At 78.3% G+C, this 14,136-nt stretch carries 13 protein-coding genes; 10 read left to right on the plus strand and 3 right to left on the minus strand.

Translation table 11 applies throughout. The features are described from left to right. Nucleotides 1-73 precede the first annotated feature (73 nt). Nucleotides 74-1,009, plus strand: a complete 936-nt coding sequence (locus tag ACFY07_RS12105; protein ID WP_390868562.1) for an aldose 1-epimerase family protein — start codon at nt 74-76, stop codon at nt 1,007-1,009. 76 nt (nt 1,010-1,085) lie between these two features. On the opposite strand, the gene ACFY07_RS12110 is transcribed toward ACFY07_RS12105, so the two are convergent. The 3 genes from ACFY07_RS12110 to ACFY07_RS12120 form a co-directional block, all read right to left on the minus strand. Beyond that, nucleotides 1,086-2,489 (minus strand): DUF2252 domain-containing protein, encoded by a 1,404-nt coding sequence (locus tag ACFY07_RS12110; RefSeq protein WP_390868563.1) that lies wholly within the window; start codon nt 2,487-2,489, stop codon nt 1,086-1,088. A gap of 11 nt (nt 2,490-2,500) precedes the next feature. Further along, nucleotides 2,501-2,833 (minus strand): carboxymuconolactone decarboxylase family protein, encoded by a 333-nt coding sequence (locus ACFY07_RS12115; protein ID WP_230654142.1) that lies wholly within the window; start codon nt 2,831-2,833, stop codon nt 2,501-2,503. A gap of 166 nt (nt 2,834-2,999) precedes the next feature. Further along, entirely contained in the window at nt 3,000-4,016 is a 1,017-nt protein-coding gene (locus ACFY07_RS12120; RefSeq protein WP_390868564.1) for a CAP family protein, read from the minus strand. 260 nt (nt 4,017-4,276) lie between these two features. On the opposite strand from ACFY07_RS12120, the gene ACFY07_RS12125 reads away from it, so the two are divergent. The 9 genes from ACFY07_RS12125 (at nt 4,277) to ACFY07_RS12165 (ending at nt 14,129) form a co-directional block, all read left to right on the plus strand. Continuing rightward, the gene (locus tag ACFY07_RS12125) at nt 4,277-5,398 is read left to right on the plus strand and encodes a PP2C family protein-serine/threonine phosphatase (protein ID WP_390868565.1); all 1,122 of its coding nucleotides are present in this window, start codon (nt 4,277-4,279) and stop codon (nt 5,396-5,398) included. A 324-nt stretch (nt 5,399-5,722) separates the two neighbouring features. Continuing rightward, nucleotides 5,723-7,186 carry an MFS transporter gene (locus ACFY07_RS12130; RefSeq protein ID WP_390868727.1) on the plus strand — a complete coding sequence of 488 codons (1,464 nt, stop codon included), beginning with the start codon at nt 5,723-5,725 and terminating at the stop codon, nt 7,184-7,186. Nucleotides 7,187-7,296: 110 nt separating this feature from the next. Continuing rightward, nucleotides 7,297-7,677: a chaplin gene (locus ACFY07_RS12135; RefSeq protein WP_390868566.1), complete on the plus strand. Its 381-nt coding sequence runs from the start codon at nt 7,297-7,299 to the stop codon at nt 7,675-7,677. Nucleotides 7,678-8,007: 330 nt separating this feature from the next. Beyond that, a complete protein-coding gene (locus tag ACFY07_RS12140) occupies nt 8,008-8,445 on the plus strand; it encodes a DUF2267 domain-containing protein (RefSeq protein WP_230654148.1) in 438 nt (145 codons plus the stop codon). A gap of 95 nt (nt 8,446-8,540) precedes the next feature. After that, the gene (locus ACFY07_RS12145) at nt 8,541-8,933 is read left to right on the plus strand and encodes an archease (RefSeq protein ID WP_230654150.1); all 393 of its coding nucleotides are present in this window, start codon (nt 8,541-8,543) and stop codon (nt 8,931-8,933) included. A gap of 106 nt (nt 8,934-9,039) precedes the next feature. Next, nucleotides 9,040-10,452: an RtcB family protein gene (locus ACFY07_RS12150; protein WP_230654152.1), complete on the plus strand. Its 1,413-nt coding sequence runs from the start codon at nt 9,040-9,042 to the stop codon at nt 10,450-10,452. Between the two features lie 165 nt (nt 10,453-10,617). Further along, entirely contained in the window at nt 10,618-11,052 is a 435-nt protein-coding gene (locus tag ACFY07_RS12155; protein WP_230654154.1) for an SRPBCC family protein, read from the plus strand. 100 nt (nt 11,053-11,152) lie between these two features. Beyond that, the gene (locus tag ACFY07_RS12160) at nt 11,153-12,073 is read left to right on the plus strand and encodes a DUF6891 domain-containing protein (protein ID WP_390868567.1); all 921 of its coding nucleotides are present in this window, start codon (nt 11,153-11,155) and stop codon (nt 12,071-12,073) included. 373 nt (nt 12,074-12,446) lie between these two features. Next, on the plus strand, nt 12,447-14,129 hold the full coding sequence (locus ACFY07_RS12165) for a PP2C family protein-serine/threonine phosphatase (protein ID WP_390868568.1): 1,683 nt from the start codon (nt 12,447-12,449) through the stop codon (nt 14,127-14,129). Nucleotides 14,130-14,136: the final 7 nt, after the last annotated feature.

The raw sequence follows: 14,136 nt of genomic DNA on the forward strand, positions 1-14,136 counted from the left end.
GACGGGCCGCACCGCGGCGGCCCGCCCGCGGGAGGTCCCCCGGGAGATCCCGCAGCCGAGAAGGAGGCGCCGGATGCCGCAGACGGACGACGACACGCCCACCGGCCGTCAGTTCCGCATCGCCCGCGGCGACCAGAGCGCCGTCGTCGTGGAGCTGGGGGCCGCGCTGCGCCACTACGAGGCCGGCGGCCGCCCGGTGCTCGACGGCTTCGCCTCCGGCGACCGGATCAGCGGCGGCCGCGGCCAGCTCCTGGTGCCCTGGCCCAACCGGATCACCGACGGCCGCTACCCCTGGGAGGGCGGCGAGCAGCAGCTGCCGCTCACCGAGCCCGCCCGCGGCAACGCCATCCACGGCCTGCTGCGGTGGACCGCCTGGCAGCCGCTGGAGCACGGGGAGGACCGGGTCGTCCTCGGCGCCACCGTCTGGCCGCAGCCCGGGTACCCCTTCCGCCTCGACGTCCGCGCGGAGTACGCGCTCGGACCCGGGGGCCTGGAGGTCGCGGTGACGGCCCGCAACCGCTCCGGCGCCGCCGCGCCCTACGGGATCGGCCAGCACCCCTACCTCACCGCCGGCACGGACCTGGTCGACGAGGCCGTGCTCACCGTGCCCGCCCGCCTCCGGCTGCGCACCGGCGACCGGGGGACCCCGGTCGGCGACCCGGAGCCCGTGGACGGCACGCCCTACGACTTCCGCACCCCGCGCCCCGTCGGCGCGCTGGAGCTGGACACCGCCTACACCGGCCTGGAGGCCGGGCCCGGCGGCCGCCCTGCGGTGCGCCTGGCCCACCCGTCGGGGGAGCACGGCACCGACCTGTGGCTCGGTGAGGGCGTCCGGGCGGTCCAGCTCTTCACCGGGGACACCCTGGCGGAGGGCGCGCGGCGCCGCGGCCTGGCGGTCGAGCCGATGTCCTGCCCGCCCGACGCCTTCCGCAGCGGCACGGACCTCGTTGTGCTGGCCCCGGGGGAGCGGCACGTCCTGCGGTGGGGGCTCACCCCCTGGCGCGCCTGACGCGCCGCGCCCCGCGGCCGCCGCGCCGGCACGGGCCCTGCGCCCGTACCGGCGCCGTGGCCGTGCCGCGGCCGGGTCACGCCCGCGTGGCCGCGACCCGCCCGCTGCGCACGGCCTCCACCAGGGCCCGGTGGTCGCGCTCGTTGAGGTCGGCGTAGCTCTCGGCGAACCGCACCAGCGCCCGGTCGAACACGTCGCCCGACCCCAGGTAGGCGGCGATCGCGATCCGGTCGCCGGACCGGGCGTGCGCCCGCGCCAGCGTCGCCCCGCACAGCTCGCCGAAGACCCGCATCCCGCGCGGCGCCATCGCCTCGGGCACGGCGATGCCCTTCCAGTCCCGCAGCTGGCGGACGTAGAAGTCGCGCGGCCGCCCGTCGATGCCGCTCACCCGCTCCCAGCCCAGGAAGATGTCGCTGGCGGCCTGCATCAGCCGCTGCCCGGAGACGACCCGCTCGCCCTGGTTCGGGTACGCGCTCTCCCCGGCGTACGGCGCGAGCACCGACCGGTCGGCCTCCTTCGCCTGAAGCAGCAGCGGGTCCCCGTCGTCGCGGCCCAGCAGCAGCACGATCCAGCAGCGCGTGCCGACGCTGCCGACCCCGACCACCTTCCGGGCCATGTCCGCGATCCGGTACTGCTCCAGCAGCTGCCGCCGGTCGGACTGGAGGGTGCGGCCGTAGTTGAGGATCAGCCCGCGGATCCGGTCCTCCAGGGCGCCGCGCTCCAGGTCCGGCAGCAGGTCGGCCACCGGGACGACCAGCGGCGGGTCGGGCGTGATCCGGCGCTCGCCGTCCACCAGCCGGGTGAGCGCCCCGAACGCCTGCAGGTTGTCGCGGGTGCGGGCCCTCGCGACGGCCCGGGAGACCTGCCGGCGCCCCGCCTCGTGCAGCCGGCCGCGGAGCAGCACCTGCAGCTCCTCCGCGTCCGCCTTGGCGTAGTGGACGGCGAGGTTGCCCATGAGGGCCAGGGAGCGCATCCACTCCCGGTACGACCGCACGGCGCCCTGCACCACGGACGCCCGCTCCCGGCGGTCGAACCCGTTGGCGCGGCCCGCGATGACCAGGCTGGCCGCCAGCCGCTTGACGTCCCACTCCCACGGGCCCGGCAGCGTCTCGTCGAAGTCGTTGATGTCGAAGACCAGGCGCCGCTCGGGCGTCGCCAGCAGCCGGAAGTTGAGCAGGTGCGCGTCGCCGCAGAGCTGCGCCGTGAGTCCGGAGTCCGGCGTCCCGGCCAGGTCGCCCGCCATGATCGCGGCGGCGCCCCGGTAGAAGCGGAACGGCGACTCCGTCATCCGCCCGTACCGGATCGGCACCAGTTCGGGCAGCCGGGTCGCGGACTGGCGCTCGACGACGTCCACCGGGTGCGGCCGCCCCCGCGCCGGGGTGAACTCGCCGTGCAGGGAGCGCGGGGTGCGCGCCCGGGCGGCCTTGCCGCGGGCGGCCCGCTCCCGGGGTGTGCGGCCCGCGGCCGTCGGACCGGTCATGGCGTGCCCGCTCAGTGGAGGTCGAAGGCCTGGACGATGTTGCCGGCCGCGGTGACGGTGCGGGCGCTGCCGACCAGGGGGGCCAGGGCCACCAGGACGCCCTCCAGCCTCTCCGCCGGCACCCCGGCGTGCACGGCCGCACCCAGGTTGACCAGGTAGGACGCGGGGGAGGCGTCCATGGCGATCAGGGCGGCGATCCGTATCAGCAGGTAGGTCTCCTCGTCGAGGCCCGAGCGTTCGAAGGCGCCCGCGGTCATCGTGGTGAGCCCCTCGATGAGCTGCGCGTCGCCCCGGGCCAGCACGCCCAGGAGCTCCTCGGTGGTCAGCGGGCGGCTCGTGGTCATCCGGCGCCTCCTCGTCCTGCCCCCGTCGTGCCGTCCCTGCGGGGCGGACACTCCCAGTCTCCTCCCGTCGGCCGCCTCCCGCAGTCCGTGGCGGGCGGGCCGCCGGGGACCCGCCGCCCCCACGGCCGCGGCCCCTCCCGCCGGAGGGGCCGCGGCGGGCGGGGCGTCAGCTGCCGACGACGGGGCCCGCCTCCGGCGCCGGGGCGGCCGCGGAGCCGCTCCCCGGTGCCGTCACCGGGCCGGTACCGGCCCCCGGACGGCCCCCGGCGCCCGCGCCGGGCCGGGTGCCCGTGCCGCCGGCCGCGCCGTTCCCGCTCCCCGTACCCGGCTGGGCCCCGCTGCCGTTCCCCGTGCCGGTGCCGGTGCCGGTGCCGGGCCGCGTGCCGCCGCCCTGTCCCGCGCTCCCGCCCTGACCCGTACCGCCACCGGTCCCGCCGCCCGCACCCGGTCCGCCGGTCCCGTTCCCCGCTCCCGGTCCGCCGCCGTTCCCCGGACCGCCGCCCGCGCCGGTCCCGTTCCCCGCGCCGGTCCCGTTCCCCGCACCCGGCCGCGGACCCGGGCCCGTGCCCGGTCCGGAGCCCCCCGCCGGGCCGGGGTCGGCGGCCAGGACGTTCCGCCCGTACTGCCCGGGCACGTTCCCGGCGCCGCGGAAGACCACGACCACGTACGTCTCGAACCAGTGCGCGCCCCGCCCCGCCACCCGGGCCGCGCCGATCCGCGTGGTGGCCCGCCAGACCAGCTGGGTGAAGCGGCCCGTCCCGCGCGAGGTGCCGGGGTGCCCGAAGTCGTACGCCCGGGCCTCGCGGTACCAGGCGTCCACCGCCTCCCCGGCGGTGCGCACCACCCGGACCGAGCTGCCGCTCCAGTACAGGTCCTCCCCGGTGCCGGGCGCGGGGGCCCCGCGCCGGGCGGACAGGCCCTCCCACCGGGAGACCTCGCGGGCCCGCTGCTCCGCGTACTCGGTGAGCCGCCGGTCCAGGACCACCGGCGGCGCGTGGTGCCGCGCCCGCACCGAGTTCACGGCCTGGAGCGCCTCCTGGAGGAAGCGCTGCGAGGTGGCGTCCGGGAGGGCGGGCCGGGCCGGGCCCGGGGCGGCGGCCAGTCCCGCCAGGGCCGCCGCGGCGGCCAGGGCGCCCAGCCTCGTCGTACGGTTCAGCCGGCTCTGCCGGTTCGGCCTGTTCATGGACAACCTCCAGATCGGGCGGCGCCGCGTCCGCGCACGGCCGGGTGACGCAGTCCACCCCACCCGGCGCCCCCGGCCCGCCGATTGCTCCGACCGGCGGCGTGGCAGGGCGCCCCGGGTTCACCCGTCCGGCCGACACCGCACGGATCCGGGGAGGCGGCGGGGCGCCCCGGCGGGCGAGGATCGGCCGTGGGACCCGGAGAGGAGCGCAGCAGGATGCGATCCACCCTTCCTGCGGTCCCCGGCGGCCGGCGGCGCCCGTGAGGACGCCGGGGCGGTCCCGGGGCGGACGGCGGCGGCAGCCGCACGGGCGGCGCAGCACGGCGTTCAAGGCCGTCCTCGCGACCCTGGTCGCGGTCACCGCCCTGGTCCTCGGCAGCAGCGTCCTGCTCGGCGTCGACGTCCGGCTGGCCCCGCTGCTCGCCTTCCTCCCCGCCTTCGCCGCGATCTTCGGCACGGTGGCGCAGACCGTGCTCGCCGCCGTCTGGGCGACCGCCGCCGTCTCGACCGCCTACAGCTACCTGTCGGACCGGAGCGGGGTGACCAGCCTGGTGGCCGCCGGCTTCTGCGCGGTGCTGGGCGGGCTCAGCGTGGAGGCGTGCCGCCGCCGCATCCGCCGCGAGGAGGAGCTGGGGCGCCTGCGGTCCACTGCCGCCGCCCTCCAGCGGCAGATCCTGCGCCCGCTGCCGCTCCTGACCGACCGGCTGCTGGTCGGCGGCCTCTACGACCCGGTCGAGAGCGACATCCTGGTGGGGGGCGACATCTACGAGGTGGTCGCCTCCCCGTACGGCAGCCGGGTGCTCATCGGCGACGTCCAGGGCAAGGGCCTCGCCGCGATCGGGACCGGCTTCGCGGTGCTCGGCGCCTTCCGGGAGGCGGCGTACCGCGAGCCGACGCTCACCGCCGTCGTGGACGCCCTGGAGGACGCCGTCGTCCGGCACAACACCTACGCCCTGGGGGAGGGCGAGCAGGAGCGGTTCGTCACCGCCCTCGTGCTCGGCGTGGACGGCGCCACCTCCTGCCAGGCGGTCAACTGCGGGCACATCACCCCGCACCTGCTGGACGGGGACGGCGCCCGGACCGTGCCGCTCGGCGAGCCGGGCGTGCCCCTGGGGCTGGAGCACCTGGCTGCGGTCCCCCGCACCGTCGCCTGGTTCGACTTCCCGCGGGACAGCGTCCTGCTGCTCTGCACCGACGGCGTCACCGAGGCCCGGGACCGGCACGGCTCCTTCTACCCGCTGACCGAACGCCTCGCGCGCTGGGCGGGCCGCAGCGTCCCGGAGGTGACCGAGGCGCTCCGGGACGACCTGGACAGCTACACGGCCGGGGTGCACCGCGACGACATCGCCGTCCTCCTCGTCCGCCGCACCGCCGCCGCCTGACCGCGCCGCCGCACCGCCGCCGCCTGACCGCGCCGCCGCACCGCCGTCTGCCGCCTGCCTCCGCCCCGCCCCCGCCGTGCATCCGCCCCGGTCCTCCGGCCCGAACCCCGACGCCACCCCCGCCCCGCATCCCGGCGACCAGCCGGGGCAGCAGTCCAGGCAGGGAGCGGCGCCCGGCGTCCTGCGACCGGCGCCGCCCGACGACGCCCGAAAGGCCCACCCGTGAGCACAGCATCCGCCGTCTTCGGCAGGCCCGGCAGCGGCGGCCGCCCGCAGGCCGCGCACCGCTGGCAGGCCCTCGCCGTCTGCCTGATCGCGGCCTTCATGACGCTGCTCGACGTCAGCATCGTCAACGTCGCCCTGCCGTCGATCCGGTCCGGCCTGCACACGTCGGAGAGCGCCCTGCAGTGGGTGCTCTCCGGGTACGCCCTCGCCTTCGGGCTGGTCCTCGTCCCCGCCGGGCGGCTCGGGGACGTCCGCAGCCGCCGGGCCGTCTTCATGGCGGGCCTCGCCCTCTTCACCGCCGCCAGCGCCCTGGTGGGCGCCGCGCAGAACGAGGTCTGGCTCGTGGGCGCCCGCCTCCTGCAGGGCCTGGCCGGCGGCCTGCTGATGCCGCAGGTGTCCGGGTTCGTCCAGCAGCTCTTCCGCGGCGAGGAGCGGGGCCGGGCCTTCGGCCTGCTCGGTGCCACCGTCGGCGTCTCCACCGCGATCGGGCCGCTGCTGGGCGGCCTGCTCATCCAGGCCTTCGGGGTTCAGGAGGGCTGGCGCTGGGTCTTCTACGTCAACCTGCCGATCGGCGTGGCCGCCCTGCCGGTCGCGTACCGGCTGCTGCCCGGCCCCCTGGCCCAGGGGGTCGGGGACGGCGCGGCCGTCCGGCGCGACCGCGGCTTCGACCCGGTGGGCGTCCTCCTGCTGGGCGCGGGCACGGTGGCGCTCCTGCTGCCCTTCGTCCAGGAGCAGCAGTGGCCCGGCGCCCGCAAGTGGCTGCTGCTGCCGGCCGCCGCCCTGCTGCTGGCCGCCTTCACGCTCTGGGAGCTCCGGTACGCGGGCCGCGCCGAGCCGCTGGTGGACCTGCGGCTGTTCCGCGCCCGGTCCTTCGCGCTGGGGGCGCTGCTCTCCCTGGTGTACTTCGCGGGCTTCACCGCGATCTTCTTCATGTTCACGCTCTACCTGCAGAACGGCCTGCACTACAGCGCCCTGCAGGCCGGACTCGCGATCACGCCCTTCGCGCTCGGCTCGGCCGTCGCGGCGGCGGCCGGCGGCCGGGTGGTCAACCGGATGGGCCGGCCGCTGGTGGCCTGGGGGCTGGTGCTGGTCGCGGTCGGGATGGCGGGCGCGGCCCTCGCCGTCCACCTGGTGCCGGGGCACTCCGCGGGCCTGGCGACCCTCGCCCCGCTGCTCCTCGCGGGCGTCGGCAGCGGCCTGGTCATCACCCCGAACCAGACCCTCACGCTCAGCGAGGTCCCCGTGGTCCGGGCGGGCAGCGCGGGCGGCGTCCTGCAGACGGGCCAGCGCATCGGCTCGGCCGTGGGCATCGCGGCGGTCGGCTCCGTCTTCTTCGCCCACCTGAACTCCCACGGCGGCGACTGGGCCGGCGCCTTCCAGCGCGGCATCGCGGTGGCCACCGGGTTCGTTCTGCTGGCCCTGGTGGCCGCCCTCGTGGACGTGACGGGCGGCCGCGGGCGCGCCGGGACCGGCCGGGCGCAGGGCCGGCCGCCGGGGGCGGGCGCGGAGCCGGAGCCGGGCGGCGCGGCCGCTGCTCCCGGCGGGGGGCGGCGTCTGGGCTGATCAGGGCGTACGGGCGGGCTATCCGGGTGAGAGTGCGTGCGCCGCGCGCTGACGCGGCGTCGGATCGGTTACCCAGTAGGCGACCACTTCTTCACCTGAGGAGCTCCTCGATGAACAAGATCACCAAGGCTGCCGTCCTGGCCGCCGTCGCCGGCTGCCTGACCGCCACCGCTGCGGGCACCGCCAGCGCCTCCGGCGCCCAGGGTGCGGCCGTCGGCTCCCCCGGCGTCCTGTCCGGCAACGTCGTCCAGATCCCGATCGACGTCCCGATCAACGTCTGCGGCCTGGGCGTCAACGTCCTCGCGGCGCTCAACCCGGTCGGCGGCAACACCTGCATCAACGCCGAGGGCGGCTTCGGCCGCGGCTACGGCCGTGAGGGCTTCGGCCGCGGCCACGGCTTCGGCGGCTACGGCGGCGAGTACGGCGAGCGCGGCCACGGCGGCGGGCGCGGCGAGCACGGCGGACGCCACGAGGGCGGCAAGGACTGGTAAGTCCCCCGTCCGTCACGCACCACCCCCCACCCCCCGGCCCGGCGCGCTGTCGGCGCGGCAGCACGGTTCGCCGGTGGGTACGGCTCCCGCCCGAGCGCCTGCTCGGGCGGGAGCCGCCTTTTCGCCGCCTCTGGGCCGCGCTTTCGCGGATCCCGCCACGGGCCTCTCCGCAGGCCCGTTCCCGGTCCCGGCGGCCCGGCGGGGTTTCGGCCGGCTCCCTGCGGACACGCGACCCTCGGACAGCGCGGCGGCGGCCCGCACGCGCTGCGACGGATCCGACGCGCTGCGGCGGGCCGCCCGGCGACCGTTCGACGACGGAAGGCCGGTCCCATGCACCACGACGAGTTCATCGGCCAGGTCCGGGCGCGCGGTGCGCTGCCGGACCGCGCGGCAGCGGAGCGCGCGGCCCGCGCCACCCTGGAGACCCTCGGGGAACGGGTGCCCGTCGGCCTCGCCGAGCACATGGCCGCCCAGCTGCCGCCCTCCCTCGGGCAGTACCTGCTGCGCGCCGCCGTCGGACACGGCGCCTCGCGGGACGAGCGGCGGCGGGGCGAGCGGTTCGACCTGACGACCTTCGCCGGGCGCATCGCCTGGCGGTCCGGGACCGACGAGGAGGTCGCCCTCCGCGAGGCGGGCGCCGTCCTCGACGTCCTCGACGCCTCCCTCTCGCCCGAGCTGATGCGCAAGCTCGGCCACGTCCTCCCGCACGACATCCGCGAACTGCTGCCCGAGGCCCGGACGCAGGACGCGCCGTGGTCCACGGCCTGACCCCGCCCGCCGGACCTCCGGCCCCCGCGCCTCCCCCCGGCTCCCCGCCGCCCGGACCTCCCGCCGGGCGGCGCCGGCCGGCCGGGCACCGGACCGTGCCCCACACCGCCGACCTGCGCGTCGAGGCGTGGGCACCCGACCGCGAGGGCTGCCTCGCCGAGGCCGTCGCCGGACTCGTCGACGCCTTCGCCGACCGCGCGGCGGCCCGGCCGCACCGCACCGCCTCCCTCCGCCTCCCGCCGGCCCCCGACGAGGACCTGCTGGTGGCCCTGCTGGAGGAGGTGGTCTACCGCCTCGACGTGGCGGGCGAACTGCCGGTCGCGGTGGAGGCCGCCCCCGTCCCCGGCGGCGGGCTGGACGTGCGGCTGGCCATGGCCGGCACCGGGGAGGTCGAGGCCGTCGGCGCCCTGCCCAAGGCGGTGTCGCTGCACGGGCTGCGGATGGGCGCGGGGGACGGCTGGTCCTGCTCCTTCACGGTGGACGTCTGATCCCCGCCGGGTCCCGCCGGGCCCTGTCGCGCCCGCCGACCCCCGCCCCGGACCCTCGCCGGACCCGCCGTTTCGGCCCCGCCCCCGCGGGTACCCCGGGACCGCCATGGACCTCACCCAGACCGGCCCCTACGAGTTCCGGGTCGAGCAGCGCGGCGGGATGCGCGTCCCGGGCGTGGTGTTCGCCTCCCGGGACCTCCTCCGCGACGCCGGGCAGTCGCTGGAGCAGGTCCGCAACGTCGCCACCCTGCCGGGGATCGTCGAGGCCTCGTACGCCATGCCCGACGTGCACTGGGGGTACGGCTTCCCCATCGGCGGCGTCGCCGCCACCGACCCCGCCCGCGGCGGCGTGGTCTCCCCGGGCGGCGTCGGCTTCGACATCTCCTGCGGCGTCCGGCTGCTCGCCGCCGACACCACCGCCCGTGAGCTGGCGCCCGTCCTCGGCAGCCTGATGGACGCCCTCGACCCGGCCGTCCCGCGCGGCATGACCCGCGGCGCGGTCTGGACCCCGCCGGACCGCGGCGAGCTGCTGCGCCTGCTCACCGGCGGCGCCCGCCGCGCCCTGGAGCGCACCCACGGCGAACCGGGCGACCTGGAGCGCTGCGAGGACGGCGGCGCGGTCGGCGGCGCCGACCCCGCCCAGGTCAGCGACCGGGCCCTGGAGCGCGGGATGCAGCAGGTCGGCAGCCTCGGCTCCGGCAACCACTTCCTGGAGGTGCAGCGCGTCGCCGAGCTGTACGACGAGGCGACCGCCGCCGTCTTCGGCCTCGGTCCGGACCAGGTCTGCGTGATGATCCACTGCGGGTCGCGGGGGCTGGGGCACCAGATCTGCGGCGACCACGTGCGGCGGATGGAGCAGGCCATGCCCCGGTACGGGATCCGGGTGCCGGACCGGCAGCTCGCCTGCGCCCCCGTGGAGTCGCCCGAGGGCCGCGCCTACCTCGGCGCGATGGCCGCCGCGGCCAACTACGGCCGCGCCAACCGCCACATGCTCGCCGAGGCCGCCCGCCGGGTCTTCTCCGCCGTCGCGGACGCCCGGCTCTCCCTGGTCTACGACGTCTCGCACAACCTCGCCAAGCTGGAGGAGCACGCCGTCGGCGGCGTCCCGACCCGGCTGTGCGTCCACCGCAAGGGCGCCACCCGCGCGCTGCCGCCCGGCCACCCCGACCTGCCGCCGGACCTGCGGCCGGTCGGGCAGCCCGTCCTCATCCCCGGCACCATGGGCACGGCCTCCCACGTCCTCACCGGGGTGGCGGGCAGCCGCGCCTTCCATTCCGCCTGCCACGGCGCCGGCCGGGTGCAGAGCCGCCACCAGGCCGCCCGCGGGGTCAGCGGCCGGGAGCTGCGCGACCGGATGGAGGCGGCGGGCATCGCCGTGCGGCCCTCCTCCTGGCGCGGACTGGCCGAGGAGCACCCGGGGGCGTACAAGGACGTCGACGCCGTGGTGGCGGCGGCCGCCGGCGCCGGGCTGTGCCGCCCGGTCGCCCGGCTCGTCCCGCTCGGCGTCGTCAAGGGCTGAGCCCCGGACCCCGGCGGCCCGCCCCCGGCGCCGCATCCCCGCCCCTGCACCCGGCGCGGCGAGGCCGTCCGCCACCCGGCCCGCACACCCCGGCCCCGCCCCCGGCGCCCCGGCGCCCGGCGCGGCCCCGCCCTCGGCGCGGCCCGCCGGGCCTATGCTCGCGCCGTGGCCCCCTTCCGCATCGAACGCCTCACCGCCCTGCCGCCCGACGAGGCCTGGCGCCGCCTCACCGACTGGGAGCGGCACGCCGCCCACGTGCCCATGACCCGGATCACCGTCACCACCCCGCCGCCCAACCGGGCCGGCACCGCCTTCACCGCCCGCACCGCCGTGGGCGGCGTCGGGTTCGACGACCCGATGGAGGTCGTCGCCTGGGAGCCGCCCGCCGCCGGCCGGCCCGGCCGCTGCCGCCTGGAGAAGCGCGGCCGCACGGTCACCGGCTGGGCCGAGATCGAGGTGGCGCCGCACGGCGCCGGCTCCCGGGTCGTGTGGACCGAGGAGGCCCGCGTCCGCGGCGTCCCCGCCCTCTTCGACGCGCCGTCCCGCTGGGCGGGCCGCCTCCTCTTCGGCCGCGCCGTCGACGGCCTCCTGCGCGGCTAGCCGGGCTCCCCGCCGGCCGGCCGCCGGGCCGCACCGCCGGAGTCCCCGGCAGGGGCCGGCGGCCCCCGGGCCGTCGGCGGCCCGTGCCAGAATGCGCGCCATGCTCGAGATCACCGTGCTCACGGAGGACGGGCGGCGGCGCGTCCGGCCCACCGCGCAGGAGCTCGTCGGCCTGGTCCGGCGGATCGGCGGTGAGAGGGACAGGTTCCTGGTCGTCCAGCCGGTGCCCGACCTGCCCGACGTCTTCGTCCAGGTGTGGCACGAGGCTGGGGGCGACTACACCCTGGAGCACCGCGCCGGCGCGCCCGACCGCCACTTCGCCGCGACGCTCGGCGGGCCGGAGCCGGTGGCCGCCGCCATGGCCGCCTGGGCCCGCCGGGAGGACGGCTGGGACGCCGGGCCGGACTGGTCGCCGCTCGATCTGGGGCCCGTTCCGGAGCCCCCGCCGCCGCTCGACCTCGACGAGGACGACCGCAGGCAGCTCGAACAGCATCTCCATGGCATCCTCGCCGGCGGCTACGCCACCCGGGCGCAGCTGGCGGAGGCGGCGGAGGACCACCTCGTCTCCGGCGGCCGCCGGCCGGTCTCCCCCGAGCAGGCGCGGCACCTGGCCGACCGGATGTGGCTGGAGCGCGTCGGGGAGCAGGCCGCCTGGGAGGGCGAGACGGACCCGGAGCGGCTCACCCGGGCCTTCGCCGCCCTGGAGGCGGCGGGCATCACGGCACGGGAGCACTTCACCTGCTGCCGCACCTGCGGCGGGGCGGAGATCGGTGCGGCGGGCGCACCGGACGCCCGCGGCTTCGTCTACTTCCATTCCCAGTGCACGGGGAGCGCGGCGGCCGGGCGCGGGCTGACGCTGCTGTACGGCGGGTTCGACGGGTCCGAGGAGACGACGGCGGCCGTCGGTCGGGAGGTCGCGGCGGCCCTCGGGGCGGTCGGCCTGCCGGTCGTCTGGGACGGCGACCCCGGGCGTGCCCTCACGGTCACGCCGCTGGACTGGCGCAGGAGGCTCGTCGGATAGCGCTGCCCGCCTGCCCGCCTGCCCCCCTCGGGGGAGGCGGGCGGCCCCGGCGGGCCCGGGCGCTGTCCGGCCGCCCTCAGCCGCCCTCGGGCACGACCCCCGCGATGAGCAGCGCCACGCCGGCCGGGCCGCCGTCCCGGGCCGGTGCCCTACCCGTCCCCCCCCGCCCGCGCCCACGCCCGCGGACGCGCCACGCACACCTGCCGCACATTCGCGGGGGACACCCGGAAGGGCGTACCGTTGCCCTTGGTAACGGATCTGCGACCGGAGACGGACCGACGACAGGCGGAGGTGGAGAGATGGAGCGCAGCACGACGGAGGCGGCGGCCCACCGCCCCCTCCCGCCCCGCGCCCCCGCCCCGGGCCGGCGCCGGTGACGGAGCACACGGAGCAGACGGCCCAGCCGGCCCCCGGCGACCTCAGGGAGGCCGGAGGCCCGGCCCGCGCTGCCCGGCGTCCCGCCCCGGCCGCGTCCCCGGCCCCCGCCGCCCCGCAGCAGGCCCCGGCGCACCCCGAGGACGGCCTGCTGGACCTCGTGGACCAGGCCGTGGTCGTCTGCGACGCCGACGGCGTGGTCCTGCGCACCAACGCCCCCGCCGGGCGGCTCTTCCCCCGCCTGCGGGTGGGGGAGGTGCTCGGCGCCCCCGCGGCCGGCCCTCTCGCGGCGGCCGCGGCCGACGGCTCCGACGCCTTCGACGCCGACTTCCTCGGCCGGCGGCTCAGCGGCCGCCGCACCGCCTGGGACGGCCGCACCGTCTGGCTGGTCCGCGACGACAGCGCCGTCCGCGAGCGGGAGGACGCCCTGCTGGCCGAGCGCTCCCGGTCTGCCTTCCTCGCCCAGGCCGGCAAGCAGCTCGGCGCCTCCCTCCACCACGGCCGCACCGTCCGCACCCTGGTCCGCACGGCCGTCCCCGTGCTCGCCGACAGCGCCGTCGTGGTGCTGCCGCTGCGCGGCAACCGCACCACCTGGCACCGCTTCGGCCCGCACACCCCCGAGCCCGTCGCCGGGCGGATCGCGGCCGCCGTGCTGGAGGGCGTGCCGCGGGTCGCCGACGCCCTGTCCGGCCTGGAGCCCGAGCCCACCGCCTGCCCCTGGCAGGAGCTGGAGGACCTCGGCGTCGTCCCGCAGCAGCTCGGCGAGGGCGGCGAGGCGCTGGTCATCCCGCTGCCGGGCAACGGCGTCCCCGCCGGCGCCCTCGTCCTGGCCCGCGGCCCGGACCGCGAGGGGTTCACCGCGGTCGACACCGAGCTGGTGCGCCAGTTCGCCTCCCGCGCCGGCATCGCGCTGGCCGCGTCCGCCTTCTACACGCAGCAGTCCCACACCGCCTCCGTGCTGCAGTCGGGCCTGGAGCCCGCCGCGCTGCCCGCCGCCGACGGCGTGCGGCTGGGCGCCGCCTACCGCCCGGCGCGCGAGGCCCTGCGGATCGGCGGCGACTTCTACCAGGTCGACCCCCGCCCCGGCGGCGGCCTGGACTTCTTCTTCGGCGACGTCTGCGGCAAGGGCGTGGAGGCCGCGGTCCTCACCGGCCGGGTGCGGCAGAGCCTGCGCACCCTGGCCCTGGTGGAGATCCGGCCGGTCCGCGTCCTGCACCTGCTCAACCAGGCGCTGCTGGACGCGGGGGAGGCCCGCTTCACCACCCTGGTGACCGGCTCCGCCCGCTCCGCCGCCGACGGCGGCCTCGACGTGGTCCTGGCCGGCGGCGGCCACCTGCCGCCGCTGGTGCTGCGCGACGACGGCCGGGTCGAGCCGGTGCAGATCGGCGGCACGCTGGTCGGCGCTCTGCCCGACCCGATCTTCGACCAGGCCGAGATCCACCTCGCCCCCGGGGAGCTGGTGCTGCTGTACAGCGACGGCGTCACCGAGGCCCGAGGCGGCCCGGCCGGGTACGAGATGTACGGGGAGCGGCGGCTGGTCCGGGACCTCGCCACCTGCCGGGGCATGCCCGCCGGCGCCGTCGCCCAGCGCGTCGAGCTCCTCGCCACCGAGTGGCTCGGCGGCCGCCCCCACGACGACATCGCCGTACTCGTCCTCCAGGCGCCCGCCCGCACCGACTGACCCCTCA

Origin of the sequence: Streptomyces sp. NPDC001380, from assembly GCF_042895785.1 — a bacterium.
Taxonomy (GTDB): Bacteria; Actinomycetota; Actinomycetes; order Streptomycetales; family Streptomycetaceae; genus Peterkaempfera.

Excerpts from the sequence above, each read along its gene's own strand:
- ACFY07_RS12105 (WP_390868562.1), top strand. The coding sequence starts at position 74 with ATGCCGCAGACGGACGACGACACGCCCACCGGCCGTCAGTTCCGCATC.
- ACFY07_RS12110 (WP_390868563.1), bottom strand. The coding sequence starts at position 2,489 with ATGACCGGTCCGACGGCCGCGGGCCGCACACCCCGGGAGCGGGCCGCC.
- ACFY07_RS12115 (WP_230654142.1), bottom strand. The coding sequence starts at position 2,833 with ATGACCACGAGCCGCCCGCTGACCACCGAGGAGCTCCTGGGCGTGCTG.
- ACFY07_RS12120 (WP_390868564.1), bottom strand. The coding sequence starts at position 4,016 with ATGAACAGGCCGAACCGGCAGAGCCGGCTGAACCGTACGACGAGGCTG.
- ACFY07_RS12130 (WP_390868727.1), top strand. The coding sequence starts at position 5,723 with ATGACGCTGCTCGACGTCAGCATCGTCAACGTCGCCCTGCCGTCGATC.
- ACFY07_RS12135 (WP_390868566.1), top strand. The coding sequence starts at position 7,297 with ATGAACAAGATCACCAAGGCTGCCGTCCTGGCCGCCGTCGCCGGCTGC.
- ACFY07_RS12140 (WP_230654148.1), top strand. The coding sequence starts at position 8,008 with ATGCACCACGACGAGTTCATCGGCCAGGTCCGGGCGCGCGGTGCGCTG.
- ACFY07_RS12150 (WP_230654152.1), top strand. The coding sequence starts at position 9,040 with ATGGACCTCACCCAGACCGGCCCCTACGAGTTCCGGGTCGAGCAGCGC.
- ACFY07_RS12160 (WP_390868567.1), top strand. The coding sequence starts at position 11,153 with ATGCTCGAGATCACCGTGCTCACGGAGGACGGGCGGCGGCGCGTCCGG.